This window comes from Methylobacterium brachiatum (assembly GCF_900113845.1).
Classification (GTDB): Bacteria; Pseudomonadota; Alphaproteobacteria; order Rhizobiales; family Beijerinckiaceae; genus Methylobacterium; species Methylobacterium brachiatum.
The window spans coordinates 1-25,521 of the sequence record NZ_FOQW01000008.1 but is presented as its reverse complement, the minus strand read 5'-3'; the positions used below and the strand labels follow the sequence as shown (position 1 = coordinate 25,521).

Here is a 25,521-nt window from a genome sequence, read left to right as displayed (position 1 = left end):
GATGCCTGATCGGCCCGTCCTGTGCGGTGCGATCGAACACGCTGCATTGCGGAACGATTTCATCCGGGCGTGCCGCATGGCGTGTCGTGGTCGATGCCGCTCGGGAAACGGAGCTCACCGGCGCGATGCCCGGACAGGCAGCGGGCCCGCGGCCGCACTGGACAGACCGGCAATCGGCTTACAGGATCCGCGCTATCCTGCGCGGCGGGCCTCATGACTCCAGACGAGACAGACGGTGAGGACTGGCGCTCGGTCAGCACGCGCACGCCTGACGACGCGGCGATCCAGGCGGCTCACGCTCGGGCGCGCGAACCGGGCCACGGCCGCATGGCGGATCGACCCACGCAGATCCCGGTTCCGGGGTGGCGCGATATTCTCTACCGCGTCTTCTGGGCCGTGCCCCGGGACCGTGTCCTCTCCACGGCCGGGGGCGTCGCCTTCTTCACCCTGCTGTCGACCTTCCCGGGTCTCGCGACGATCGTTTCGCTCTACAGCCTCTTCTCGGACCCGAGCGTCCTGAGCCAACATCTGAGCCTGCTCACGGGCGTTCTCCCCAACGGGGTGCTCGAACTCCTGGCCGACCAGCTCCTGCGCATAACCAAGCAAAGCACCGGAACGCTCAGCGCCGCGTCGGTGGTCAGCCTTGTGATCGCGTTCTGGAGCGCGAATTCAGGCGTGGGCGCGCTCTTCGACGCGCTCAACGTGATCTACAGGGAGCGTGAGAAGCGGACCCTGGTGCACCTCTACGCGACGACCTTCCTGTTCACGCTCAGCGGGATCCTCATTGTCGTCGCCGCCACCGGCATGTTGGTCGGCCTGCCCCTCCTGCTGAACCAGATCGGCCTGGGCGCGCGGACAGACACCTTCCTGCGGATCCTGCGCTGGCCGGCCCTCCTCATCCTCGTGAGTCTCGGCCTGTCGCTGGTCTATCGGTATGGGCCGAGCCGGCGGGAGGCCAAGTGGCGTTGGGTCAGCTGGGGCAGCTTCGTCGCAGCGCTCGGCTGGGTCTGCGCCTCAGCCCTGTTTTCCTGGTACGTCGCCAGCTTCGACAGCTACAACCGGATCTACGGCTCGCTGGGCGCCGGCGTTGGGCTCATGACCTGGATTTGGCTGTCGGTGGTCATCGTCCTGCTCGGCGCTGAGCTGAACGCCGAGATGGAGCGACAAACGGCGCGCGACAGCACGACCGGCCATCCGAAGCCTCTCGGATCCCGGCAGGCGTTTGCCGCCGACACCGTTGGCCCCTCATAGGAGCGCGCGAACCCGGGGCGCGCCAGCGCAGCACCGGTCATGCCCCCGAGGCCTCGTCGCTCGACAGAGTGGGAACAGCTGCATCGAACGGGAACGCCCGGGCTCACGGAGCGTAGCGCTGATACCACGGAGGCGCACATCATGATTCAGGCTGACACCCCGATGCCGGGCGAGGATCCGGGCGCATTGATCGAGGATCCGTCCCGCCTCGACGAGATCGAGCCGCCCCCCAAGCCGACCGTGCCGGAAGAGGACGATCCCGCCGTCGAGGACACCGAGGTGCAGCCGACGTGAGCCGGGCCGCTTGCCCGCTGCCCGAAGACCGACACGAAGGGGGACGCCACCATGATCGACCCGAAGCGCTCCGAAACCGACCCCGCCGAGACGCCACCGGGCGAGCGCGGCTACGAGGACGCACCGGTCCGTGGGACCTCACAGGGCCCGCGCTCGCTCGGGGCGTCGGAGCCCGGTGATATCGGCGCGCCGCGCAACGATGAGGCGAAGCGGACGATCGAGCACGGCGGCACACACGTGCCGGCCGACGAGAAGGCGCCGGCGGAAACGCAGCAGCCGGAGTGAACGGCCGAGAGGCCCCATCTGCGGTGGCCGGATCGAACCCACCGGCCACCGTCGGAGCGGCCGGATCGTCAGTACCGGACGGCGGAGAAGCCGTTCCCGCTCAGGCCCATGACGCTCTCGATCACAGCCTTGGTCGAGGGGCTGATCCCGCCATCGCTGCGGAGGCGCCGTCCGTCCGCCCGCTCGAGGCGATCGAATTCGGGCCCGCACCGCTCCAGCGCGAAGCGCACCCGGGATGCCGGCGTCGCCCCCCGTTGCGCATCGGCGCCGTTCATCTCGAACCGGAGGCAGGACGCCAGATATCCCTTCACGTCGTCGAACGCGGCCGCGTGAGCGCCCGACGTCAAGGCTGTCAGAAGGAGTGCGGATCGGACGAGCATCGGACGCTCCAGGCGGGACTGTATGAGGCGGCCAACGCGCGAGTTGGGCCCTGGTCCCCGATGCCTGACGATGCGTGCGATCAGGGCCGGCCGATCACGCGGCTCGCTCGTCGGACCGGGGGCATTCGCGCGGCTGCGCACGCCGCAGCGACGTGATGCTTTGTGCCTGGGGATGGACGATGGCCGCGGCAACGGAAGCTCATTGAACCGGAACCGCGTGTCGGGGCTTCCCCATAAGCCGACGCCGTCCTGCTGCGCCGAGGCCAGGAGGACCGCCATGCGTCTGTTCATTCTCGCCGCGCTCGCCGGTGCCGGCCTGGCCGGCTTGAGCCTTCCCGCTGCCGCTGTTCCCGCCGGACCGGGGGCGGGCGCCTCGTCACCGTCCGCCATGCGCACCGACGTTCGGATGCGGCGCCACCCTATGCGACGCCCCGCGATGACCTGGGTCCAACGGCGAAGGGCCCGGCACTAGCAAAGGCACTCGTCCATGCGTCCCTTACCCTCCAGATCACGCTGAGGTCCCCATGCTCATTCGCGTTCTCACGGTAGCCGCCGTTTCCAGCCTTCTGCTCGCCGGGCAGGCCTCTGCACAGGCGCCCACCACGGCTCCCACGCCGGCAAATCCGGGCGCCTCGGGCGTGGTCACCCCGCAAAACAGCACCACCGGCAGCGATGGTGCCGTGACGGCGTCGCCGACGGGACAGCCGGCGGATACGCGGTCCAACAGCTCGTCCGCGGCCGGGAACGCGAACCAGCCTGAGCGCGCCGCGCCTCAGGGCGGCGGCGGCGGGGGAAGCAGCAAGTAGGGTAACGCGCCGGGCCGCGTCGACGGCTGGATCGGTCCGGTCGTGGCTTGCCGCCGTCACCGCTGCCTGGAACGGTGGCGGCGGCTTCACGCCTGCCGGTGACACCTCTGTTCGCGGCTGAATGCCCGCCCGATGGATCTGCCATCGGGCGGGCTTTTTCCTGCGCCCGCTCGTCGCGCTCAGGCCTTCCGGCGGCTGGCAAGCGTGTCGAGCAGCCCCTGAAGCGCGGCGTCGGTCGATCGCTGCGTCTCGCCCACGAGCACGAACAGCGCCTGAGCCGTCACGACGCTGTGGGGCGGCGGATTGCTGTGGGGCAGGCCCTCCTCATCGGCGTAGCCGACCGGGGTGCCGAAGTTTCCGGCGAGGATGGCGGAGACGACATCCGCCCAGACGATATCGGCGACCGTGACGTCGAAGCGAAGGCACTCGTCACCCTCGCTTGAGAACAGGCGCTCGATGATCCATTCGGTGCCGGGTGCCACGATCGCCCGGACGATCATCTCCGGGTAACCGCGCAGGGGCCTGACGATCGCCGACGCCCCGGCCCGCTTCAGGCGCGCACGGTTCAGGTCATCGACGCACTCGGCGACGATGCGCACCTTGATGCCCCGCTCGCGCAGGCGATGGATGATGTCGAAGGTTCGGCTGTCGGATAACCGCTCGCCCTCCTGCTCGGCCAGGATGACCAGCACCCGCGCATGGTCGACACCGGCCGCTTCCAGCGCAGCGGGATCGTCGAAGCGCCCCTTGAGCTGGACGATGAGCGGATCGTCCTCGAGATCGGGCGGCAGGCCGTCCGGAAAAGCCTCGGTGAGGATCAGGGACGGCACGCCGGCGAAGTTGGCATGCGACCGGTGCAACTGGTCGAGGAGGCGGCGCAGATAGTCGCCGGGCTCGTCGGCCGGGGCGTTCACGAAGACGATGTGGTCGCGCATGTCCCACCTCCACTCGCCTCGACGCTTGCGCTCACGCCGCAGGATCCGGAATTCGAAGAAGGCACCGCCGGCCTGGGTCAGCAGGAAGATTCCGGACAGGTAGATCAGGACAATGGTGGCGGCCCGCCCGGTGGGGGTCTTGGCGGAGAGATCGCCGTAGCCGGTGGTGGTGATGGTGGTGAACGTCAGCCACACCGCCTCGCCGAGGCTCAGCCCCTCGAAGGCGATCATCGCGGCCACGTGCAGCCCGATGAGGACCAGCAGGCCGACGAGGGCGAACCGGATCCGGTTCCGCAGATCACGCACGACGCTACGACGGAAGCGGAGGGGCCGGGTCCGGACCCGCGCTGGACGCATCATCGGGCTCGCTCACGATGGCTTCGATCGCCAAACCGTTGGCCGCAGCTGTCCGCCCCAACGTCCGAGCGCGGACTTTCGCCGCAAGGCTCTACGCGCGCCACCGGCGTTGAGGAGCTGGCAAAGTCGGACGGGTCGCGATCGCGGCTGTCGAGCGGGGGGATCTCAAGCCTCGGATTCGGGATTGCGGTCTTAGGCTTCCCGCATCAGGAGCGCTTCACCGCGCCGAGAAACCGCGTCAGATGCGTCACGGCATCGTCGCCCTCAGACGCGGCCGCACCATGGTCGAGCGCGCTCGGTCAATGCCTGTAAGACGCCGAGCCCTGGCTGACTCACGGACGGTTCCGCGCTCCGAGATAGCGGTCGATGCGATGCCTCTGGGCCACGAACCGGGGAATTATTTTAGGATTTGAGCAAAAGCCTTCGATGATGGCTCGGCGGTCCTTGTCATGAGCTGCATAGGAGCCCTCCACGCCGTCAATGCCCGCTGCCGGTCTCGACGAACTTGAACAGGAACAGGGCAGCGATCACCCAGACGACCGGCTTCACCTCGCGCGCCCGGCCGGTCAGCAGCTTCAGCGCCGCGTAGGTGATGAAGCCGAACGCGACGCCGGTGGCGATCGAGTAGGTGAACGGCATCAGCAGGGCCGTCACGCAGGCCGGGATCACCTCGGTGGGGTCGTCCCAGGCGAGGTCGACGAGCTCGCGCAGCATCAGGCAGGCGACGTAGAACAGGGCCGGCGCGGTCGCGTAGGGCGGGACGGCGCCCGCGAGCGGCGCGAAGAACAGGCAGCCCAGGAACAGCACCGCGACGGTGGCGGCGGTGAGGCCGGTGCGGCCGCCCTCCGCGACCCCGGAGGCGCTCTCCAGATACGCGGTGGTGCTCGACGTGCCGAGCAGCGAGCCCACGAAGATCGCGGCGGAATCGGCCATCAGCGCCCGGTCGAGCCGCTGCATCCGGCCGTCGGTGAGCAGGCCTGCCCGGCTCGCAACCCCCATCAGCGTGCCGGTGGCGTCGAACAGCTCGACCAAGAACAGCACCAGCACGACGTGGAGCAGGCCGCCCGAGAGCGCGCCGGAGAGGTCGAGGGCGAACAGGGTCGGGGTGATCGCGGGCGGCAGGGAGACGAAGCCCTGGAAGGCGTTGCCGGCCCAGAAGAAGCTCAGGACCGTCACGGTCAGGATGCTGCTGAGGAGCGCCGCCTTCACCTTTCGGGCGGAGAGCGCGGCGACCATCAGGAATCCGATTACCGCCAGAACCGTCCCCGGCTTGTGCAGGTCGCCGAGCGTCACGAAGGTCGCGGGGCTGGCCGCGATGATGCCGGCGTTCTTGAGCGCGATCACGGCCAGGAACAGGCCGATCCCAACCGTGAGCGCGATCCGCATCGAGCGCGGGATGCCCTCGACGATGATCGCGCGCAGGCCCGTGAGGGTGACGGCCAGGAAGCACAGGCCGGAGATGAACACCGCCCCGAGCGCCGCCTGCCAGGTGAAGCCCATGCCGAGCACCACCACGTAGGCGAAATAGGCGTTGAGACCCATCCCGGGGGCCAGGGCGATCGGGTAGTTGGCGTAGAGCGCCATCACCAGGGAGCCGAGCGCCGCGACCAGGCAGGTCGCCACGAACACTGCGCCCTTGGGCATGCCGGCATCGGCCAGGATGCTCGGGTTGATGAAGACGATGTAGGCCATCGTCAGGAAGGTGGTGAGGCCGGCGAGCAGCTCCGTGCGCACGGTGGTGCCGTGCTCGGCGAGCCGGAACCGACGTTCCAGGAAGCCTGCCCGATCCGGCCCCGGGATCGCAGCGTCGCGCTTGATGTCCATCACCCGTCCCCGCTCACGCCGGCCATCACGGCGCGGAAGATCCTGTCGGGCGCGAACGGCGTGGCGGTGAGCCGGGCCCCGGTAGCGTCCCGGATCGCGTTGCCGAGTGCCGCCGCCACCGGATTGTACGGCGACTCGCTCATCGACTTCGCCCCGAGCGGCCCGACGCTGTCATGGGTGTGCGCGAACAGCACCTCGGTGTCCGGCACATCGGCGCAGGCCGGGATGTGATAGTCGCGCAGCGCCTGCGTGACGACCCGGCCGGCGGCGTCGATCGCAAAATCCTCGTAGAGCGCGGCGCCGATCGCCTGCGCGACCCCGCCCTCGACCTGGCCGCGGCACTGCATCGGGTTGATCACCGTGCCGGCATCCGCGGCGTGGATGCTGCGGAGGATGCGGACCGCCCCGCTCACCGGATGGACCGCAACCCGGAAGGCCTGGACGTTGAATGCCACCGAGCGGGGGCTGCCATCCGCCCGGCCGCCCGCGGCGAGCGGGCCGAGTTCTGCGAGTGCCAGCGGGCCGCCCGGTGTCTCCACCGCGCCGCCGGTGAGCCGGCACGCATCCGGCTCGGCACCGGTCAGCGCGGCGGCGCGCCGACGGATCAGCATCGCCAGCGCCTCGGCCGCGCGCAGCACCGCGAGGCCGGCAACGACGGTCCCGGTGCTGCCATAGGCGCCGGTATCGTGGCCGACCGCATCGGTGTCGGCGCCCGCGACGCGGACGCGGTCGGCCGCGATGCCGAGCGCCGAGGCGGCGATCTGGCGGTGCACCGTGGCGGTGCCGTTTCCGAACTCGGCGGTGCCGACGCGCAGGGTGACGCCACCATCCGCCTCCAGGCTGACCTGCGCGTCGGCGTGGTGGCCGCGCGGCGGGATCGTGTCGATCATGGCCATCGCCATGCCGGTGCCCGCGCGCCAGCCGGTTTCCGGCTCCGGTCCGGGATCGGCCTGCAGGGCTTGCTGGACGCGGTCGAGGCACTGGTCGAGGCCGTAGCTGCCGTAGACGACATCGTGCGGCTCGAGGCTGTTCGACACCATCGGATCGCCCGGCCGCACGGCGTTGATCCGGCGCAGCTCGAACGGGTCGATCGCCAGCGCGCGGGCAACCTCGTCCAGGGCCGATTCCAGCGCGAAGATCGTCTGGCTGAGGCCGTAGCCCCGGAAGGCGCCGGCCGGCACCGTGTTGGTGTAGACCGCGTAGCCGTCGACCCGCTTGTTCGCGCAGGCATAGACGGCCAGCACCTCGTTGCAGCCATGGTGGATCACGCCGCCGGCATGGTTGCCGTAGGCCCCCGTATCCGAGAGCACGTCGAGGCTGATCGCGGTCAGGCGGCCGTCGCGGCGCGCGCCGACCTTCACGGCGACCCGCATCGGATGGCGGGTGGTGGTGGCGGTGAACTGCTCCTGGCGGGTCAGCTCCCAGAGCACCGGCCGGCCCGTGCGCAGGACCGCCAGCGCCACCAGATCCTCGGTCAGCATCTCCTGCTTGCCGCCGAACCCGCCCCCGACCCGGCCGCAGACCACCCGCACGGAATCCCGCGACAGGCCGAACAGGTTGCACAGGGCGTCGCGCGTCAGGAACGGCACCTGGCTGCTGGTCCGAAGCGTGAGGCGTCCGTCCGGATCGCGCCAGCCGACGCAGCCATGGGTTTCGAGGGCACCGTGCTGGACCCGCTGCGCGCGAAAGGTTTCTTCGTACACCACGTCGGCCTCGGCGAAGCCCGCCGCGACATTGCCGATCGCGCCATGGACTTCGGCCGCAAGGTTCGGGTGGCGCATCAGAGGCGGCGCATCGTGGCCCGGCCGGTCCACCGGATCGTGGACCTTCGGTGCGTCCGGATTCAGCGCCAGGTCCGGGTCGCGGAGCGCGGGACGCAGCGCGTAGGTGACCCGCAGCGCCCGGCATCCGGCCTCCGCGGCCGCCACGGATTCGGCCACCACCGCGGCGACCCGCTGGCCGACGAAGCGCAGGACGGGATCCAGCACCATCGTGTCGGCCGCGTCGTCGCGCGGGTCCTGGTGGCGGCCGGTGGAGAACCGGCGCTGCGGTGAATCCGCATGGGTCAGGACCGCGACGACGCCCGGGATGGCGACCGCCTCCGCGGTGTCGATCGCCACGATCCGGGCATGGGCATGGGGGGAGCGCAGGACCTTGAGATGGAGCGCGTCGGCCAGCGGCGCGTCGAGGGTGAAGCGGGCGCGCCCGGTCACCACCTCGGGGGCGGCCGGGGCGGGCAGGCTCCGGCCGACCGGATCGCCGCTCATGGCCGTGTCGCGATGCGCGATCCCGGCGATGGCGTCCCGGATGGCGCGGTATCCGGTGCAGCGGCAGAGATTGCCCTTCAGGGCGGCGCCGAGATCCCGCTTCTGGCCCTGATCGAGGGTGGCGGCGGTCATGATCATGCCCGGCGTGCAGAACCCGCACTGGAAACCCTGCGCCGCCAGAAAGGCCGCCTGCATCGGGTGCACGGCGTCGGGGACGGGATCCTCCGGCCGGCAGGGCCCGGCCAGGCCTTCGATGGTGGTGATGCTGCGTCCCTCGGCCCGGAACGCCGGGAGCAGGCAGCTATGGACGGGCTCGCCATCGAGATGGACCGTGCAGGCACCGCAATCGCCGGCGTCGCACCCCTTCTTCACCCCGAACCAGCCGGCCTCGCGCAGGTAGGTGCGCAGGCATTGTCCGGGGCGCGGCGCGCCGGCATGGGCGTGGCCGTTGATCGTGAGCCTCATGCCGAAACCTCGTCGGCCAGCGCCGCGCGGATCTCCTGCGCGAGGTGCACGGTCATGTGGCAGCGCCAGTCCGGCGTTCCGTGCACGTCGTCGTACCAGAGGTCGTCCGGAATCGCGTCGGCGAGCGCCTGACGGAGGGTGTCCGGATCCGGAAGAGTGGCGAAGGCGAGGCGCAGGGGCCGTCGGGTCGAGGCGGTGACGGTGAGCGCGAAGGCGCCGCCTGGGCCGCGCGTGCCGATCAGAAGCGCGCCGGACCGGCCGTTCGGGCTCAGGCTGATGCGCCGAAACGCGGCACGGCGGGCCAGAGCGGCCGCGGGCAGGAACAGGCTGCGCAAGATCTCCCCCGGGCGGAGCGCATTCCGCTGCGGCCCGACCACGAAATCCGTCGCCTGCAGGTGCCGCTCGGTCCCGTCCGGCGCCCAGATCGTGCAGGTCGCCTCCAGGGCCGCGGCCAGAGCAATCATCGGCCCGGCCGGCAGGGCCATGCACAGGTTGCCGCCCACGGTGGCGACGTTCCAGATCTTGAACGATCCGAGCAGGGCCCGACAGCATTGCCCGAACAGCGAGGCGGCGATCCAGTCCGGCGGGAGCTCCAAGCGATCGAGCTGGGCGATGGTACAGGTCGCGGCCAGGGTCAAACCTTCGGCCGCGACGGTGTGGGACGGCCAGCCGAGCGCCGTCAGGTCGATGAGACGCCGCATCTCGGGCTGCGGCTCCGAGAACAGCCAGGTTCCGCCGGCCAGGCAGGCATCGCCGGCGCGCCAGTCCGGCAGGTCGGCCCGGGCGCGGGGCCGGATGACGGTCTCGATCGTGTTGAGGTCCACGGCCGCTCCCTGGAATCCTCCCGGCAGGATGCCGGTCAGGCTAGCAATATGTCTGCCGATGCGCCGCCCCGCATTGGAGAAGCGCCCGCTCCCACCCTAAGCTCCCGCTCCGCACGGCCCCGCTCGGGGCGTCCACTCGGGGATCATGATGGCTCTGACGGCATCGCGATACGGCAAGGACCGGGTCCGGGTGATGCGGCTGACCCGCTCGGGCGACCACCACGTCCCGCGGGAGCTGACGCTCTCCGTGCTCCTGACCGGGCGTTTCGACGCGGCCTGGACCGAGGGCGACAACCGCGCCTGCATCGCCACCGACAGCGTGAAGAACATCGTCAACGTGACGGCCGCCAGAAACCTCTCCCTCGACGCGGAAGGCTTTGCAGTAGCGGTGGCGCAAGTGCTGCTCGAGACCTATCCGCAGGTGGAGACCGTGACGATCGAGGCCGAGGAGACCCGCTGGCAGCGCCACGCCGTGGACGGTGCTCCGCACGGCCACACCTTCACCCGGGACGGCAATGGGTCCGGCTATGTGGGTCTCGAGGCCACCCGGTCCGGATCGATCCTGAGATCCGGGATCCGTGGCTACACCTTCATGAAGACCACCCAATCGGGTTGGGCCGGCTTCGTCGCGGACGGCTACCGGACGCTCCCGGACGCCACCGATCGCATCGCCGCCACCAGCATGGACGCGACCTGGACCTGGTCGGCCGCCCCGGCGGATTATGAGGCCGCCAATGCTCGGATTCTCGCGACGTTGCTCACAGTCTTCGGCACGACTTACAGCCGGGGCGTTCAGGACAGCATGTACCGGATGGGTGAGGCCGCGCTCGCGACCGTCCCCGAGGTGGCCGAGATCGCCTTCGTCATGCCGAACAAGCACTACGTGCCGATCGACCTGAAACCCTTCGGGCTGGGGAATCCCGGTACGGTGTTCCTGCCCACCGACGAGCCCCATGGCCGGATCGAGGCGACGATCGGCCGAGCCGCCTGACAAGCGGTCGGGTATGGCTCCGGCGGGGTCGGCGCTATCGCGCGACGCGTGCCTGGGTTCGTAGGGGCAGATGCGGACGAGCATCGCTTGGCCGCACGAGACCGGTCCGACTGCAACGCGGGCTGTATCGGTGCTGCGCCTCCGAGATCGCGGAGCCTAAGGTTCCGCGCCGACGCAGCCGCCGGGATGGCTGAGCCGACCCCACAGGTGCGGGATTCGGAGCCGTCCGCCTCACATTCCCGTGACGCGTGCTGAGATGCCGTGCGCGGCCTGCCAGCGCCCCTGCACGGACACGTTGCAAGCCTTCGCAGTCCCCTGTGCAGCGGCGCATGGTGCGGCATCACCGGTCGGGCGGGGCTGCAATCGTCGCGCACGCATGAGCGGCGTCCCGTCCGGGCCAACCACGCCATTCGTATGGCACGCCGCCACAACAGCGGATCGCGTGCAGCCAGAGCATGGCATAAACCATCACACGTTAGAAAATCCGGTGTCTTGGTAGTCGTTCCGCCCCACCGAGGCATCCATCGGCTGCCGGGTTGAGACAAAAGTCAAAGTTCGAGCCTGCAACCGCTGCGTGCGGTTGCGATTTTTTTCTTGGAAATGCTCGAACGGAATCGGATTTGTCATAGTTTATGACGGGTTCGGCGATTTAACCTGCGATCAAGGCGCCTCGGTTACTGGCATCCCAAGACTGCCGATGCTGGGGCGGGCCAGCCGCCGGCATCCCGCATGGCGATGCCGGTCTGTGCCGTGCGACGGGCCTGCGCATCTGGAGGAAACGATGTTCGATCACCTGACGGGTGGACGGAGCCAACGGGACAAATGGGCGGCCTTGGATCGGTCGTTGGCCACGATCGAGTTCGCCCTGGACGGCACGATCCTGGACGCCAACGCGAATTTCCTGGCGGTCATGGGCTACACGCTCGGCGAGATCCGGGGGCGCCCCCACAGCCTGTTCGTCGACCCGGTCGAGCGCGAGAGCGACGCCTACCGGCAATTCTGGGACAAGCTGCGGGCCGGGACCTTCCAGAATGCGGAGTACAAGCGCATCGGCAAGGACGGACGGGAAGTCTGGATCCAGGCGTCCTATGTCCCGGTTCTCGACCGGGCCGGGAAGCCGACCACGATCGTCAAGATCGCCACCGACATAACGGCGCAGAAGTTGCGCGCCCTCGACCTCGACGGTCAGATTGCCGCCCTTCACCGCTCGCAGGCGGTGATCGCCTTCGCGCTCGATGGGACGATCCTGAGCGCCAACCAGAACTTCCTCGACGCGGTCGGCTACAGCGCGGACGAGATCGTCGGCCGCCACCATGGCGTGTTCGTCACGGATGCGGAGCGGTCCAGCGAGGCCTATCGCGCGTTCTGGGCGGCGCTGGCACGCGGCGAATTCCAGTCCGCCGAGTATCGGCGGATCGGGAAAGGCGGGCGGGAAATCTGGATCCAGGCGACCTACAACCCGATCAGCGACGGCAATGGTCGGCCCATCAAGGTGGTCAAGTTCGCAACCGACATCACCGCGCAGGTCCGCGAACGCCAGCGCAGGGCCGAGGCCCGGGAAGCGATCGACACGGATCTCGACGCGATCGGGCAGGCCGTCACGGATGTGACGCGGCAGACCGGGACGGCCGCCGATACCGTCGGTCGGGTGTCCGACGACATCCAGGCGGTCGCCTCGGGTGCGGAGCAGCTCTCGATCTCGGTGAACGAGATCAGCCGCCAGGTGAGCCACGCGGCCTCGATTGCCGGGCAAGCGGTGACCCAGGCGCAGCACACCGGCAGCATCGTGGCCGGCCTGAGCGATCAAGCCACCCAGATCGGCGACGTGGTCGGCCTGATCGCCGGCATCGCGGCGCAGACCAACCTGCTGGCGCTCAACGCGACCATCGAAGCCGCCCGCGCCGGAGAGGCCGGCCGCGGCTTCGCGGTGGTCGCCTCGGAGGTCAAGGCCCTCGCCGAGCAGACGGGCCGGGCTACGGACCAGATCCGCGGCCAGATCGCCGCGACCCAATCGGCCACGCGGGAGGCTGTGGGCGCGATCGATACGATCCAGGGCACGATCCGGACGCTGAACGAGGTGTCCTCGACCATCGCGGCCGCGGTCGAGGAGCAGTCGGCGGTGACCCGCGAGATGTCCGGCAGCATGCAGACGGCCTCGCACGGCGTTTCCAGCATCGCGGCCGGCATGGACACGATCGCCCGGGCCACCGAGCAGGTCGATCGCGCGACCCGACAGGTCCGGGAAGCCTCACGCGCCGTGGGGTGAGATGACCGGTCCAGCAAGCGCCGGCGTTTCGGGAGGGATGGATCCGAAGCGCCGGCGATTCGACGGGTGGCGGCGAGGCGTCGCCGCGGCACGGACGGCATGTTCCCCGGAAAAGATCCGGTTGAATCGGCGGTTCACGATCACCCTGAACCCACGCGGAACGGCTGGATCTAACTCTCTACGGAACGCCGTCACCATTACAGCGGAGCCGGCCGGCGTTTCGGCGAGCGCTGCCGGGACGTCCAGCCCCGCCCGCGAGCCGCTTCCTGAAGCACATCGTCGAATGAGCGCGATTGCCGGGCAGGCCAGACCGGACTGCTGTGCCGATCGACTGTTTCGACATTTCCGGGCCTTCAATTCATCGCACGTCAGGCGTCATGCCCCGGTATAATTTAATTTATTTCGGTTAAAATAATGCATTATCGCGTCTTGATGCATGGATTGCGGAGACAATAGCCTCAAATCTCGGCACAGCGCCCAGCGTAAAGCGGAACATTCTCAGTCCATCGACGTTCGCGCGCTTTGCGAAAGTCCCGGCTCCACGGTACAAGCTTGAATCACGTCACCGGGCCCTGCTTGTCCTTGCGTCAGGAAATGTTTCGAAGATGACTCCGTCCGGTCAAAAGATATGCTTGTCGATGATCGTAAAGAACGAGGCGCCGGTTATTCGACGCTGCCTCGATTCTGTGAAGCCGGTTATTGATCATTGGATCATCGTCGACACCGGCTCGACCGACGGAACGCAGGACATCATCCGGGCCGCCATGGCCGATATTCCGGGCACCCTGGTGGAGCGCCCCTGGGTCGATTTCGCCTACAACCGCACCGAGGCCCTGGATCTTGCCCGGCCGCATGGCGACTATACGCTCGTCATCGATGCGGACGACGAGCTACTCATCCCGGCAGGCTTCGTAATGCCAAATCTCGATGCGCCTGGGTATAGCGTTCAGATACATGACATAACGACACGATATCCGCGCACGCAATTATTCAAGAACGCGATGCCGTGGTGCTACCGGGGCGTTCTGCATGAATTTGCGGACTGCAGGGAGCTGGCTTGGACTGCACCGCTACCACTTGCTATGAGGCGAGGCCATGATGGCGCACGTCGTCGCGACGATGCAACCTATGTGCGGGATGCTGAAATTCTAGAGCGAGCCATCAAGGAAGAAAAGGATCCTTTCCTGATTTCCCGCTACACGTTTTATCTCGCTCAAAGCTATCGAGATTGTTCGGAGAAACGGAAGGCCCTCGATGCCTATCTAAAGCGCACCAAGCTTGGGTTTTGGGATGAGGAAATTTATATCAGTTACCTAAGTGCCGCCTTGTTGATGGAGTCACTCGACGAGACTTTCGATAAAGTAATTGCTACTTTTGACGCGGCCATTGACCTGAATCCGAGGCGTGTCGAAGCGCGCTACCACGCCAGTCGGTATTGTCAGAGCAAGGGGCGCTTTGTCGAAGGATACCATTATGCTGCTGCTGGGGTTAAACTAACGTTTCCGGCGGACGGGCTTTTTCTTCAGCCCTGGATGTATAATTACGGTATGCAGGATAAAATTGCAGTGAACGCCTTCAACACAAGTCAGCCCAGGGTCTGTATCTCGGCTTGTCTTGCCATGCTTAGCCGCCCGGAATTTCCTGCCGATGATCGGCCGCAACGCGTCGATCTTGCGCGTAAAGCGCTTGCCCAAATGGTTGATCCGGCATGGGGTGCAAATCAATCGTCTTATATTTCTGTCTACAGCCCAAGTTGGTAAGTTTTTGGAAGTATTTTTGTATCTTGTGTCTGGCCATTCTGAATCGCAAGGTGGTATGGGACATTTGAACTCGCTTGGGACTGCTTGCGCATTACACGCCGCGCAGCGCCAGCGCCCGAGTTGTGGAAACTGGCTTGTCTGATATGGTTATGAGGCTGATATTTGTGCCCTTGACCAGAAAATTTTCAAAAATGAGATCGTGAAATTCGATGGCTACTGCTTGCTGCATTTATGTGGAATATGAATGGTCGGGTGTCAATGTAATTGAGCCATGATTGTTTATAACTTTCTTGGACCCATCATGTGGCAGACGATGCAGGCGCTGAACTTATTGGTATATGAGCCTCCGAAAACCCCAGTTCTTACAACGCCGCCCTGGCCACGCTACAATGCCGCGCGCATTTTGTGAGGCGATCCAAGTAGCTGCTGCTGACCATTTTGGCCGTCAAGGATACAAAACACTGATTCGACTTGGTTTTTTGATGTGGCGTCACAGTTTATTCGTCTCGCACGAATACTTATATGTTGCAATACAAAAGTTATTCATTCATTTATTTATTTGGCAAACTTCATAATTATCTGTGGTTGTCGCCTAACACTACTTTGGCAGACTGAGGGAACGAGGTGGGATCCTCGCGGATTCGCGTGCCATGGCGATGGTCATGGGGGATCACGATGTCCGGTGCTGGCGGATGGCGTGAGGATCTGGAGCGGTGGCTACAGCCGTTCCTCGCGGGTCTGTCGCATCCGGCGCGCCGAGCGATGTGCCCGCTGTACGTGGCGGGGCTGATCGGCCTGGGTGATCGCAAAAGCATCCAGCCGATGGCGGCGCGGGCCGAGGGGGTGCCCTACGATCGGCTGCACCACTTCATCGCGGCCGGGATCTGGGATAAAGCCCCGCTTCAACGGGCGCTTCTCGGCGAGGCCCATCGCCTCGTCGGAGGTGCGGATGCGATCCTGGTCGTCGACGACACCGCCTTGCCGAAGAAGGGTAACCGCTCGGTTGGGGTCGTACCGCAATACGCGACGACGCTGGGTAAGACCGCCAACTGCCAGACGCTGGTGTCGCTCACGCTGGCGCGTGGCGAAGTGCCCGTAGCGGTCGGCTTGGCGCTGTTCCTGCCCGAGAGCTGGACGGGCGACCCGGATCGGATGGTATCGGCCGGCGTACCCGAGGGCCTGCGCGCGGCCCGTACCAAGCTGGAGATCGCGGTCGCGGAGATCGACCGGGTCCGGGAGGGTGGCGTGCGCTTCGGCTGCGTGCTGGCCGATGCCGGGTATGGGTCCGCCCCGTTCCGGCAGGCCCTGAGCGCGCGTGGCCTGAGCTGGGCCGTCGGGATCTCGGGACGCAGCAAGGTCTACCCGGCCGACGTGACGATGATCTTCCCCGTCGCGGGGCGTGGGCGACCGCGCAAGCGTCACGTCCCGGATCAAGTCTCGGTCGCAGCGGAGACGATCCTGACGGACATGAGCGGCCGATCGGTGACTTGGCGGCGCGGCACCAAAGGTCGGCTGCGGGCTCGCTTCTGCGCGCTGCGCGTCCGGATGGCCGATGGCCCGACCCAGCGGATCGGCACGCAAGGCAACCAGCACCTGCCCGGCGACGAGGTCTGGCTGGTGCGCGAGGAGCGCGGCTCGGGCGAGCGCAAGTACTACCTCTCGAACCTGCCCGCCGACGCGACCCTCAAGCAGCTCGCCGCAACGATCAAGGCGCGCTGGATCTGCGAGCAGGCCCACCAGCAGATGAAGGGGGAACTCGGCCTCGACCACTTCGAGGGCCGATCCTGGACCGGGCTGAATCGGCACGCGCTGATGACGATGATGGCCTACGCCTTTCTGCAATCCCGGCGCCTGGCAGCAACAGGGCGGAAAAAAAAGAATCGGCTGCCCACCGCCTCAGCCCTCGATGCCGGCGATCCGGCAGGCCATCCTCAACTACCTCAGCCGGCCATCACCGCGCCGATGTCCACACTGTGACGCTGCACTCGATCTGCCGCCCTGACATCAATCTGCCAAAGTAGTGCTAATTTCAATAGCGTTGCGATAAAGACGACCGCACTCACGCAAGCGGTTCGGAGCATATTCTATGCTTCGCCCGGATGTTTTGCTCATACCAGAGCGATGAGAACGTTTGCGGCTTAAAACGGGTCTCTACTCCGGAGACCCGAGTAGACGAAAGGTTCGTCTGCCGCGTGCGTCTTAATTAGAAGCACATTTCCGCCCCCACATACTAATCTTCTCTTGTCCCGGAAGCGGACGATAGACCCGCCGGATGGAGATTCGTGTGAGTATCGACGGACGGAAAACCCTGGCTGCACAGTCGTCTCAGGCGCGGTGTTGTCGGTTCGAGAGACCGACACGCAACCTGATTTTGGAGACGACTGACGATGCGCACGCACGGCACCCTGAATTCCACGACGTTCCGTAACAACACGGCCCCTCGGGGGCTCTTCATCTTCGGATCCGCGGATCAGCCCGCCCGGCCCGGCGATCTGCCGCCCTATCACGCGCATGGGCGCGCCGCCCTGGCGAATGCCCTCGACGAAGGGCTGATGGCCGACGAGGTCGCCCAGATCCTCGATGGCCGAGAGATCGTCGACGCGTTCCCGGTCTGGCGCGGCGAGACGCCGTCGGATTACGCGGCGCGAGCGGTCGCCGAGATGTTCGTCGCCTACCTGCAATAGGCTCTGCCGGCTCCCCGCCTTCGAACGCCCGACAGCGCAGCGACCGCTCCAGAGCGTCCCCGCGACCGGTCCCACGCGCGACGACCCGGGCTGGAGTATCCGCCATGAACACGATGCTGACGTCCGGGTGGGCTCACCCGGCGAAGGCGCTTCTGCGCGTCGCCTTGATGGGCGCCGCCTGTTTCGCTGCGATCGCGCCGCTGGAAGACGGGGCGGTGTCCGCCGCCGTGCCGGCGCGCGCCGTCCAAGCCGAACGGCTCGATGACGGATCGCCCGAAGTGGCAGCGCGCGTGGCGCTCGGCCCGGGGGCGCGGGATATCCGGTTGGCCGGCGACCTGATCGAGGGCGTCGCGGCGCGGGTGGCGGCGCTGCTGGCCGCGAATCCGGGCGTGGAGCGCATCCATCTGACCAGCGATGGCGGCCTGGTCGATGAGGCTGTGGCGCTCGGAGCGCTGGTCGCGGAACGGCGGCTCGCGACCTACGTGCCCGATGCCTGCGCCTCGGCCTGCACGCTTGTGTTCGTCCGCGGCCGGGCGCGCTACCTGGCGACGGGGGCGCAACTCGGATTTCACGCCCCCTACGAATTGGGACCGGATGGCCGGATCGAGACGGTCGACCCAGCCGCCGAGCGCGCGGCGTATCTCGCGGCGGGCCTGGCCTCGGATTTCGTGGCCCGGACCCTGTCGGTGGCGCCGGCGGATATCTGGATCCCGGAGCCGTCCCGGCTGCGCGAGGCGGGCGTCGTGACCGAGATGGTCGGAAGCGACCGGTTCCCCGACTCGACCCTCGACGCCGATCCCAGTCCGCAAGCGGCCCGGGCGGAAATGCTCCGCAATCTCCCGATCCTGTCCGGTCTGGATCCCGGGGCGGTCGATGCGATCGCCATCTGGTATCGCCACGGGTATCTGGCCGGCCGTACGGAGGCGCAGGCCCTTGCGGGTCTGCGCGAGCGGGCATCGGCGGCCCTGCGGCAGCGGTTGCGCGCTGTCGATGACGCCAGCATCCGTGCCCTCGGGCGCCTCGTCCTCGCCAATATGGCGGAGGCCGAGATTTGTTATGCCCTGGCGCAGGGCGACCTCGTCGCGCTCGACGAGGCCCTCAGGCGCGTTCGGGCCGGCGCCCCCGGCCTGGCGTCGCTCCTCGCGCGGCGTTCGTCCGACATGCAGGTCGTGAGCCCTGGCGACGATATGCCGAGCCGCGCCGCGTCGCTGGTTCATCGCGCGGCGCAACCCGCCTGCGCGAAGCCGATCGCGGCGCTCCGCCGTGCCCTCGCGCAATCACGGCCCGGCGCGGCAGGGTCCCTGCGGGCGATCCTGCTGGGCGATCCGCCGGCGACCATCGCCAGCGCGGCTGTCCGTTGATGGCCGCCGCAGCCGATCGTCCGTGAGCGGCGCGGCCCTCGCAGACCGATCGGCCCTCCCCTCCCCGTCACATGCAGGCTCGCGAGATGCCGATGCCCTCACCGACCCGCCGCACCGTCCTCACCGGGGCTTTGATCCTGACGGCGCATCGCGCACGAGCGGCCGCCCCCTTGCGGGTGGTCGCGTCCTCGGTGCCGCATTCGGAGATCCTCGAATTCGTGACGCGGACGCTCGCGCCGGGCTTTCCGCTGAAGCTCATCGAGACCAGCGGGGATATCCGCCCGAACGCCCTCCTGAGGGACGGGGATGCCGACGCGAATTTCTTCCAGCACGCGCCGTTCCTGCATGCGGAGGAGGCCCAGCTCGGCGTGACCTTCGCCGTGGTGGCTGCGGTGCATATCGAACCCCTGGGGATCTATTCCCGGCGCGTGACGACGCTCGCCGCGGTGCCGCAGGGGGCGAGCGTCGCGCTGCCGAACAACGTCACGAATTTCAGCCGCGGCCTGAAGCTCTTGCAGGAAAGCGGGCTGATCCGGCTCCGCCCCGGTGGCGACGGGGCCTTCGCGACCGCAGGGGAGGTCGCCGAGAATCCGAAGAGCCTCCGCTTCGTCGAAGTCGCCGCGGCGCAGCTCCCGCGTTCCCTCGACGACGTCAGCCTGGCCGTCATCAACGGCAATTACGCCCTCGAAACCGGGCTCGTCCCGGCTCGTGACGCGCTCGCCCTGGAGCGCGCCGAGGGCAATCCCTACGCGAATGTCCTGGTGACCACGCAAGCCCTGGCGAAGGACGAGCGGATCCTGCGCCTCGCCGACCTGCTGACCTCCGCCGAGGTGGCCCGGTTCATGCGCGACCGGTATCGCGGCTCGGTGATTCCCGTTCGGACCACCTGATCCGGCGCCAGCAATCCGAGATGAATGTCCAGGCCTGAGCCGCGTCGGGGGCGGGACTTGACCCCGTCGAGCCGGATCGACGGACGACCGTCTATTGGAGTCATCGATGGAAGTCGATGTTCTGTGTCGGACGGGACTTCGAATGCTCTGACGGCCTGTATATTTTAATCGATACAGACAGCAAGCTTTCGGATCATCCGAGTATTTAATCTAGATAACATCAAATACGTAGCGTTAAGTTATTGATTTGTTTGTGAGAGTATGATAGGAAAATAATATCAGTATTCTCGGATATGGCATATGGACGCCGATTCTTCACAGCCGCGAAAAACCTCGTCTTTAAACCTGCGTTCCATCATCATCGGATCTTCGGTCGCGCTGTTTGTTGTATCCGCGGCAATAGGATTGTTTTCTGTTTTTCGCATCGGTATGATGAACGAGGTCAGCCGAACGATTGCCGGGGAGATCAAGGCCGTCACGATCCTCGGGCGGATGAAGGAACTGAGCCAGGAATTGCGGGCCCTGGACGTGCTGGCACACAACGCGCACTCCGACGATGAGCGCCGCCGCTATCTCGCCGATGCCGTCCGAGCCCAGGAGGCCTTCTCCGCCGCCTGGAGTGCCTATGCGCCGACCGTCGCCGGAACCGATGAGCAGCAACTGGCGCACCGGCTGCGCGAGGCCTGGCAGCACTTTCTGGCGGTGGAGGCCGAGGCGACCGCTCTGGATCGGGCCGGCGAGCGGGAACTGGCCGATACGGTGTTCGCCGTGCCGTTCCAGACCGACGCCGTCGCCTTCACCCAGGCGGTGGATACGGTCCTGGTCCACCGGCAGGCGCGAGCCTTCGAGCAGACGGCGGCCGCCGATGCGGTCGGCGCCTCCTCGCGGCTGGCGGTGATCGCGGCCTTGGCCATCGCGGCCATTCTCACGCTGGGGATCAGCTGGTTCATCGTTCGCCGGGTGGCCGCGCCGATCGCGATGATCACGCGGGTGATGGCGCGTCTCGCCGAGAACGACCTTGCCGTAGTGATCCCCGGGGGCGAGCGGGGCGACGAGATCGGCGCCATCGCCGGGGCGGTGCAGGTGTTCAAGGAGAACATGCTGCATGCCAAATCCCTGGAAGAGGAGGCGGCCCGGGTTCGCCAGGAGGCGGAGCAGCAGCGCAAGGTCGTCCTGCGCGACATGGCCGAGCGCTTCGAGGAGACCGTCGGCGGGATCGTCGGCACCGTCGCCTCGGCCGTGACGCAGCTCCAGGGAACGGCGCACCAGATGAGCGAGGTCGCCGGTCAGACGGCGACCCAGTCGACGACGGTCGCGGCGGCGGCTGAGCAGGCCGAGTCGAACGTGCGGATGATCGCCGCCGCCGCCGACGAGCTCGGCGCCTCGGTCCAGGAGGTCGGGCGACAGGCCGAACGCTCCGCCGCGATGGCCACTGGCGCCGCCGCGGAAGCCGCCCAGACCATCGCGTTCGTGCAGGTGCTCAGCGGGGCGGCGGACCGGATCGGTGACGTCGTCCGGCTGATCGCGAAGATCGCGGCGCAGACCAACCTGCTGGCCCTCAATGCCGCCATCGAGGCCGCGCGGGCCGGCGATGCCGGCCGTGGCTTCGCGGTGGTGGCCGCCGAGGTCAAGCAGCTGGCGGGCGAGGCGAAGCGCGCGACCGACGACATCGCCAGCCATGTCTCGGTGATCAAGGCATCGACGTCCGACGCCGTCGCGGCGATCGAGGGGATCGCGGCCCGGGTGCAGGACATGAGCGGGGCCGCCGCCTCGATCGCCGCGGCCGTGGAGGAACAGGGCGCTGCCACCCAGGAGATCGTCCTCAACATCTCGCAGGCCGCCAACGGCACCGGCGAGGTGACGGCGAACATCACCACGGTCGCCGGAACGGCGGAGCATACCGGCGCGGCCGCGGACCGGATGCTCACCTCGGCCAGCGCCCTGTCGCGCGACGCCGAGCGGCTGGGCGACGAAGTCCAGCGGTTCCTGAGCAGCATCCGGGCGGCCTGATGCGGCGCGCGCGCGATGCGGGAACAGGCAACCCACCCGCTCCGACATCGTCCCCGACGCGGACCGTTCCGACGTTCGGCGCCGGCGAACCCAGCTCAGACGTGTTGATCCTGCGCGTATCTCTGGACCGGACCGGTCGCCGAGGCCTCGCGCAGTCCAAGGATGTGCAAGCGCCATGATCCGAACGCTCCGCATGCGGGCCCTGGCCCGAACGCTCGCCCGGGCGCTCCGCTCGCGCATCGATCTCCGCGGCCTCTGTCGGGCTTCCGTTGGGGTCAGGGGGCCGAAGCCTGCGGTGTGGGCCGTGGTGCTCGCGAGCCTCACAATGCCGGCCTCGGCGACCACGATCGGCGTCACGATGATCGAGCCGAGCGGGTTCACCGCATTGCTCCGCGACGGTATCGAGACTTACGCCAAGACGAAACCCGACCTTTCGGTGACCTTCGCCTATGCCCCGCAGGGAGCGGGCGAGCGGCAGGTCGAGCAGGTCCGGAGTTTCATCGCCGCGAAGGTCGACGCCCTGTTGGTCCTGCCGGTCGATACGGCCTCGAACGCGACGATCACGCGGCTCGCGCAGGAAGCCGACATCCCCCTCGTCTACGCCAATATGGCCCCCCGCGAGGATTGGTTTGCCGGCCGTGTCGCGTTCGTCCTGTCCAACGATCTCGTCGCCGGCCGGCTGCAGATGCGGAAGCTCGCGCAGATGCTGGACGGCAAGGGCCGCGTCGCGATCATCAAGGGCCCCCCGACGCATTCGGGAACCGCCCTGCGCGCGCAGGGCGCCAAGGAAGTGGCCGCCGAGTTCCCAGGACTGCGCATCGTCGAAGAGGGGGCGGCGGATTGGGATCGGCGGATGGCTGCGACGCTCGTCGCCGGATGGCTGGCGAAGGGCAACGCGCTCGACGCGATCGTCGCCAGCAACGACGAGATGGCCATCGGGGCCGCCGACGCGATCGAGGCTGCCGGGATCCCGCCCGATCGGATCCTCATCGGCGGCATCGATGCGACCCCCGACGGCCTGGCGGCGATGCAGCGCAAGCGCATGGCCGTGACCGTCTATCAGGATGCCGGCCTGCAGGCCCGCCGGGCGGTGGACGACGCCCTCAAGCTGATCCGGCGGGAGCCGGTGCAGCAATACGACTGGGTGCCGTTCGAACTCGTCACCGACCGGATGTCGACCACGCATTTCTCGAAATAGGCGCTTCCCCGGCGCAGGGACCAAAAACCGCTGCGCCGAGATTGCCGCCGCCGAAGCGGCTTAAGAGCCCTACCGCATCACGAACGGGTTCTCGGGCGTGTCGCGGCTGGTGGAGATCCAGACGCTCTTGGTCTCCAGATACTCGCGGATCGACTCGATGCCGCTCTCGCGGCCGATGCCGGACCGCTTCATGCCGCCGAACGGCATCATGTAGCTGACGGCCCGGTAGGTGTTCACCCAGACCGTGCCGGCGCGCAGGCCCTTCGACATGCGCAGAGCCCGGCCGATATCCTGGGTCCAGACGCCGGCCGCGAGCCCGTAGATCACGTCGTTGCCGAGCTTGAGCGCCTCGGCCTCGTCCTCGAACCCGATGATCGACAGGACCGGGCCGAACACCTCCTCCTGCGCGATGCGCATGTCGTTGGTGACCCCGGTGAAGATCGTCGGCTCGACGAACTGGCCGCCGATCACGCCGGGACCGGAGGCGGGATTGCCGCCGAGCACGCAGCGCGCGCCCTCGCTCTTGGCGAGCGCGATGTAGTCCAGCACCTTGGTGTATTGCGGCGGCGTGGTGATCGGCCCGATATTGGTGTCCGCCTGCATCGGGTCACCGAGCTTGGCCGTGCGGGCCAGCTCGATCAACCGGGCGACGAATTCCTCGCGGATGCTGTTCTGCACGAGCAGGCGGGACCCGGCGATGCAGGTCTGGCCGGTCGCCGCGAAGATGCCCGAGATCGCGCCCGCGGCGGCCGCCTTCAGGTCGGCATCGGCGAACACGATGTTGGGCGACTTGCCGCCGAGCTCGAGCGACACGCGCTTGATCTGGCGCGCGGCCGCCTCGTAGACCTTCGCGCCGGTGACATCCGAGCCCGTGAAGGTGATCTTGGCGACGTCCGGGTGCTCGACGATGGCGCTGCCCGCCTCGCCGCCGTAGCCGGTGATGACGTTGAACATCCCGTCCGGGAGCCCGGCTTCCTTGGTCAGACGGGCGAATTCCAGGGTGCTGGCGGAGGCGAATTCCGACGGCTTGACCACCACGGCACAGCCGGCCGCGAGCGCGGGGGCGCATTTCCAGGCCACGAACAGCAGCGGCGAGTTCCAGGCGGTGAGCGCCCCGACCACGCCCACCGGCTCGTGCCGGGTGAACGCGAAGGTCTCCGGCTTGTCGATCGGCACCTGGGCGCCCTCGACCTTGTCGGCGAGACCGGCATAGTACCACCACCATTCCGGCTGGTAGCGGGTCTGGCCGTACATCTCGGCGAACAACTTGCCGTTGTCGCGGACCTCGACCTCTGCGAGGGCCTTCGCCTCGCGTTCCACGAGGTCGCCGATCCGGCGCAGAACCTTGCCGCGGGCCGAGGCGGTCATGGTGGCCCAGGGGCCGTCCCACATGGCGCGCTTTGCGGCGGCGACCGCCTTGTCGACATCGGCCTTGGAGGCGCGCGGGATCCTGGCCCAGGGCTCGCCCCGGTAGGGGTCGATGGACTCGAACCACGAACCCTCGACCGGATCGACGTCCTGGCCGTCGATGTAGAGCTGATAGGTTTTCACGGCGCGCCTCTCTCGCGAATGACGCGCGCGGTATGAGCCGAAATCCGGCCGGTGACGAGACCGGCCGGTGCAGGGCGGCTCAGGCGTTGGCGCTGAGGCGCTTGATGTCGGCGTCGACCATCTCGGTGATCAGCGACTCGAGGCTGGTCTGCGCCTCCCAGCCGAAGGTCGCCTTGGCCTTGGCCGGGTTGCCGAGCAGCACCTCCACCTCCGCCGGCCGGAAGAAGGCCGGGTCGATCACCAGGTGGTCGTCGATGTTCAGCCCGACATGCTTGAACGCGATCACGCACATGTCCCGCACCGTCGTCGTGCGGCCGGTGGCGATCACGTAATCGTCCGGCTTGTCCTGCTGCAGCATCAGCCACATCGCCTGGACGTAGTCCCGGGCGTGGCCCCAGTCGCGCTTGGCGTCGATATTGCCCAGCCGCAGCTCCTTCTGCTTGCCGAGCTTGATCCGCGCCACCGCGTCCGTGACCTTGCGGGTGACGAACTCGACGCCCCGCAGCGGGCTCTCGTGGTTGAACAGGATGCCGTTCGAGGCGTGCAGCCCGAAGCTCTCCCGGTAGTTGATCGTCATCCAGTGCGCGTAGAGCTTGGCCACGCCGTAGGGCGAGCGCGGGTAGAACGGCGTCGTCTCGCTCTGCTGCGCGTCCTGGATCAGGCCGAACATCTCGGAGGTCGAGGCCTGGTAGTACCGGGCCTGGGGGGCGACCGAGCGCAGGCATTCGAGCATGTGCACGGCGCCGAGGCCCGTCACCTGGCCGGTGAGCAGCGGCTGCTGCCAGGAGGAGGTGACGAAGGACTGGGCGGCGAGGTTGTAGATCTCGTCCGGCTTGGCGGTCTGGACGATGCGCAGCAGGGCGGACTGGTCCAGCAGGTTGCCGTCGACCAGCTCGACATCGTCGAGGATGCCGAGCCACTTCAACCTGTGGTCGAACACCCCGGCATGGCTGGAGCGGCGCACGATGCCGGTGACCGTGTAGCCCTTCTGCAGCAGCAGCTGCGCCAGATACGCGCCGTCCTGGCCCGTAACCCCCGTGATCAGCGCGCGCTTGCCCGTCATGAAACCGTCCCGTCCCGTTGCTGCCCGGCTGCTACGACCGCGGCGGCCTGCGCGTCAAG

General features: G+C 67.6%; 19 protein-coding genes. 12 read left to right on the top strand and 7 right to left on the bottom strand.

What is annotated here, in order from left to right:
* Window positions 1-213: 213 nt before the first annotated feature.
* From BMZ47_RS11555 to BMZ47_RS11550, 3 genes are all read left to right on the top strand, one after another.
* Entirely contained in the window at window positions 214-1,251 is a 1,038-nt protein-coding gene (locus BMZ47_RS11555) for a YihY/virulence factor BrkB family protein (protein WP_091862160.1), read from the top strand.
* Window positions 1,252-1,392: 141 nt separating this feature from the next.
* Window positions 1,393-1,545 (top strand): hypothetical protein, encoded by a 153-nt coding sequence (locus BMZ47_RS28540; RefSeq protein WP_007563507.1) that lies wholly within the window; start codon window positions 1,393-1,395, stop codon window positions 1,543-1,545.
* A gap of 51 nt (window positions 1,546-1,596) precedes the next feature.
* Complete coding sequence (locus tag BMZ47_RS11550) at window positions 1,597-1,830, top strand: hypothetical protein (protein ID WP_091862157.1); 234 nt, start codon at window positions 1,597-1,599, stop codon at window positions 1,828-1,830.
* Between the two features lie 68 nt (window positions 1,831-1,898).
* Here BMZ47_RS11550 and BMZ47_RS28945 read toward each other — a convergent pair whose 3' ends face one another.
* The 5 genes from BMZ47_RS28945 to BMZ47_RS11520 all read right to left on the bottom strand — a co-directional run bounded on the left by BMZ47_RS28945 (window position 1,899) and on the right by BMZ47_RS11520 (window position 9,688).
* Window positions 1,899-2,489: a hypothetical protein gene (locus BMZ47_RS28945; RefSeq protein ID WP_244536799.1), complete on the bottom strand. Its 591-nt coding sequence runs from the start codon at window positions 2,487-2,489 to the stop codon at window positions 1,899-1,901.
* Between the two features lie 706 nt (window positions 2,490-3,195).
* Window positions 3,196-4,257, bottom strand: a complete 1,062-nt coding sequence (locus BMZ47_RS11535) for an ion channel (RefSeq protein ID WP_230366379.1) — start codon at window positions 4,255-4,257, stop codon at window positions 3,196-3,198.
* Between the two features lie 528 nt (window positions 4,258-4,785).
* A complete protein-coding gene (locus BMZ47_RS11530; RefSeq protein ID WP_091862146.1) occupies window positions 4,786-6,132 on the bottom strand; it encodes an NCS2 family permease in 1,347 nt (448 codons plus the stop codon).
* The gene (locus BMZ47_RS11525; protein ID WP_091862143.1) at window positions 6,132-8,864 is read right to left on the bottom strand and encodes a molybdopterin-dependent oxidoreductase; all 2,733 of its coding nucleotides are present in this window, start codon (window positions 8,862-8,864) and stop codon (window positions 6,132-6,134) included. The genes BMZ47_RS11530 and BMZ47_RS11525 overlap by 1 nt, the downstream gene beginning before the upstream one ends.
* Window positions 8,861-9,688 (bottom strand): FAD binding domain-containing protein, encoded by an 828-nt coding sequence (locus tag BMZ47_RS11520; RefSeq protein ID WP_091862140.1) that lies wholly within the window; start codon window positions 9,686-9,688, stop codon window positions 8,861-8,863. The genes BMZ47_RS11525 and BMZ47_RS11520 overlap by 4 nt, the downstream gene beginning before the upstream one ends.
* A 148-nt stretch (window positions 9,689-9,836) precedes the next feature.
* Between BMZ47_RS11520 and pucL the strand changes: the two genes are divergently transcribed.
* The 9 genes from pucL to BMZ47_RS11475 all read left to right on the top strand — a co-directional run bounded on the left by pucL (window position 9,837) and on the right by BMZ47_RS11475 (window position 22,848).
* The gene (pucL, locus tag BMZ47_RS11515; protein ID WP_091862137.1) at window positions 9,837-10,679 is read left to right on the top strand and encodes a factor-independent urate hydroxylase; all 843 of its coding nucleotides are present in this window, start codon (window positions 9,837-9,839) and stop codon (window positions 10,677-10,679) included.
* Between the two features lie 781 nt (window positions 10,680-11,460).
* Window positions 11,461-12,945: a methyl-accepting chemotaxis protein gene (locus BMZ47_RS11510; RefSeq protein ID WP_091862134.1), complete on the top strand. Its 1,485-nt coding sequence runs from the start codon at window positions 11,461-11,463 to the stop codon at window positions 12,943-12,945.
* Window positions 12,946-13,583: 638 nt separating this feature from the next.
* Window positions 13,584-14,705 carry a glycosyltransferase gene (locus BMZ47_RS11505; protein ID WP_244536798.1) on the top strand — a complete coding sequence of 374 codons (1,122 nt, stop codon included), beginning with the start codon at window positions 13,584-13,586 and terminating at the stop codon, window positions 14,703-14,705.
* A gap of 675 nt (window positions 14,706-15,380) precedes the next feature.
* Window positions 15,381-16,682 carry an IS701 family transposase gene (locus tag BMZ47_RS11500; protein ID WP_091862128.1) on the top strand — a complete coding sequence of 434 codons (1,302 nt, stop codon included), beginning with the start codon at window positions 15,381-15,383 and terminating at the stop codon, window positions 16,680-16,682.
* Between the two features lie 410 nt (window positions 16,683-17,092).
* Window positions 17,093-17,389, top strand: a complete 297-nt coding sequence (locus BMZ47_RS11495) for a hypothetical protein (protein ID WP_091862125.1) — start codon at window positions 17,093-17,095, stop codon at window positions 17,387-17,389.
* Between the two features lie 104 nt (window positions 17,390-17,493).
* Window positions 17,494-18,750 carry a hypothetical protein gene (locus BMZ47_RS11490; protein ID WP_091862122.1) on the top strand — a complete coding sequence of 419 codons (1,257 nt, stop codon included), beginning with the start codon at window positions 17,494-17,496 and terminating at the stop codon, window positions 18,748-18,750.
* Window positions 18,751-18,842: 92 nt separating this feature from the next.
* Complete coding sequence (locus tag BMZ47_RS11485; protein WP_167369034.1) at window positions 18,843-19,640, top strand: MetQ/NlpA family ABC transporter substrate-binding protein; 798 nt, start codon at window positions 18,843-18,845, stop codon at window positions 19,638-19,640.
* Window positions 19,641-19,940: 300 nt separating this feature from the next.
* On the top strand, window positions 19,941-21,650 hold the full coding sequence (locus BMZ47_RS11480; protein ID WP_091862118.1) for a methyl-accepting chemotaxis protein: 1,710 nt from the start codon (window positions 19,941-19,943) through the stop codon (window positions 21,648-21,650).
* 304 nt (window positions 21,651-21,954) lie between these two features.
* Window positions 21,955-22,848 carry a substrate-binding domain-containing protein gene (locus BMZ47_RS11475; RefSeq protein ID WP_244536797.1) on the top strand — a complete coding sequence of 298 codons (894 nt, stop codon included), beginning with the start codon at window positions 21,955-21,957 and terminating at the stop codon, window positions 22,846-22,848.
* A 69-nt stretch (window positions 22,849-22,917) separates the two neighbouring features.
* Here BMZ47_RS11475 and BMZ47_RS11470 read toward each other — a convergent pair whose 3' ends face one another.
* Both BMZ47_RS11470 and gmd read right to left on the bottom strand, forming a co-directional pair.
* Window positions 22,918-24,399, bottom strand: a complete 1,482-nt coding sequence (locus tag BMZ47_RS11470) for an aldehyde dehydrogenase (RefSeq protein WP_091862112.1) — start codon at window positions 24,397-24,399, stop codon at window positions 22,918-22,920.
* A 79-nt stretch (window positions 24,400-24,478) separates the two neighbouring features.
* Entirely contained in the window at window positions 24,479-25,462 is a 984-nt protein-coding gene (gene gmd / locus BMZ47_RS11465) for a GDP-mannose 4,6-dehydratase (RefSeq protein ID WP_091862109.1), read from the bottom strand.
* Window positions 25,463-25,521 lie beyond the last annotated feature (59 nt).

Excerpts from the sequence above, each read along its gene's own strand:
- BMZ47_RS11505 (WP_244536798.1), top strand. The coding sequence starts at position 13,584 with ATGATCGTAAAGAACGAGGCGCCGGTTATTCGACGCTGCCTCGATTCT.
- BMZ47_RS11485 (WP_167369034.1), top strand. The coding sequence starts at position 18,843 with ATGCCCTCACCGACCCGCCGCACCGTCCTCACCGGGGCTTTGATCCTG.
- BMZ47_RS28540 (WP_007563507.1), top strand. The coding sequence starts at position 1,393 with ATGATTCAGGCTGACACCCCGATGCCGGGCGAGGATCCGGGCGCATTG.
- BMZ47_RS11500 (WP_091862128.1), top strand. The coding sequence starts at position 15,381 with ATGTCCGGTGCTGGCGGATGGCGTGAGGATCTGGAGCGGTGGCTACAG.
- BMZ47_RS11490 (WP_091862122.1), top strand. The coding sequence starts at position 17,494 with ATGAACACGATGCTGACGTCCGGGTGGGCTCACCCGGCGAAGGCGCTT.
- BMZ47_RS11495 (WP_091862125.1), top strand. The coding sequence starts at position 17,093 with ATGCGCACGCACGGCACCCTGAATTCCACGACGTTCCGTAACAACACG.
- BMZ47_RS11525 (WP_091862143.1), bottom strand. The coding sequence starts at position 8,864 with ATGAGGCTCACGATCAACGGCCACGCCCATGCCGGCGCGCCGCGCCCC.
- BMZ47_RS11530 (WP_091862146.1), bottom strand. The coding sequence starts at position 6,132 with ATGGACATCAAGCGCGACGCTGCGATCCCGGGGCCGGATCGGGCAGGC.
- BMZ47_RS28945 (WP_244536799.1), bottom strand. The coding sequence starts at position 2,489 with ATGGCGGTCCTCCTGGCCTCGGCGCAGCAGGACGGCGTCGGCTTATGG.
- pucL (WP_091862137.1), top strand. The coding sequence starts at position 9,837 with ATGGCTCTGACGGCATCGCGATACGGCAAGGACCGGGTCCGGGTGATG.
- gmd (WP_091862109.1), bottom strand. The coding sequence starts at position 25,462 with ATGACGGGCAAGCGCGCGCTGATCACGGGGGTTACGGGCCAGGACGGC.
- BMZ47_RS11510 (WP_091862134.1), top strand. The coding sequence starts at position 11,461 with ATGTTCGATCACCTGACGGGTGGACGGAGCCAACGGGACAAATGGGCG.
- BMZ47_RS11555 (WP_091862160.1), top strand. The coding sequence starts at position 214 with ATGACTCCAGACGAGACAGACGGTGAGGACTGGCGCTCGGTCAGCACG.
- BMZ47_RS11480 (WP_091862118.1), top strand. The coding sequence starts at position 19,941 with ATGGACGCCGATTCTTCACAGCCGCGAAAAACCTCGTCTTTAAACCTG.
- BMZ47_RS11550 (WP_091862157.1), top strand. The coding sequence starts at position 1,597 with ATGATCGACCCGAAGCGCTCCGAAACCGACCCCGCCGAGACGCCACCG.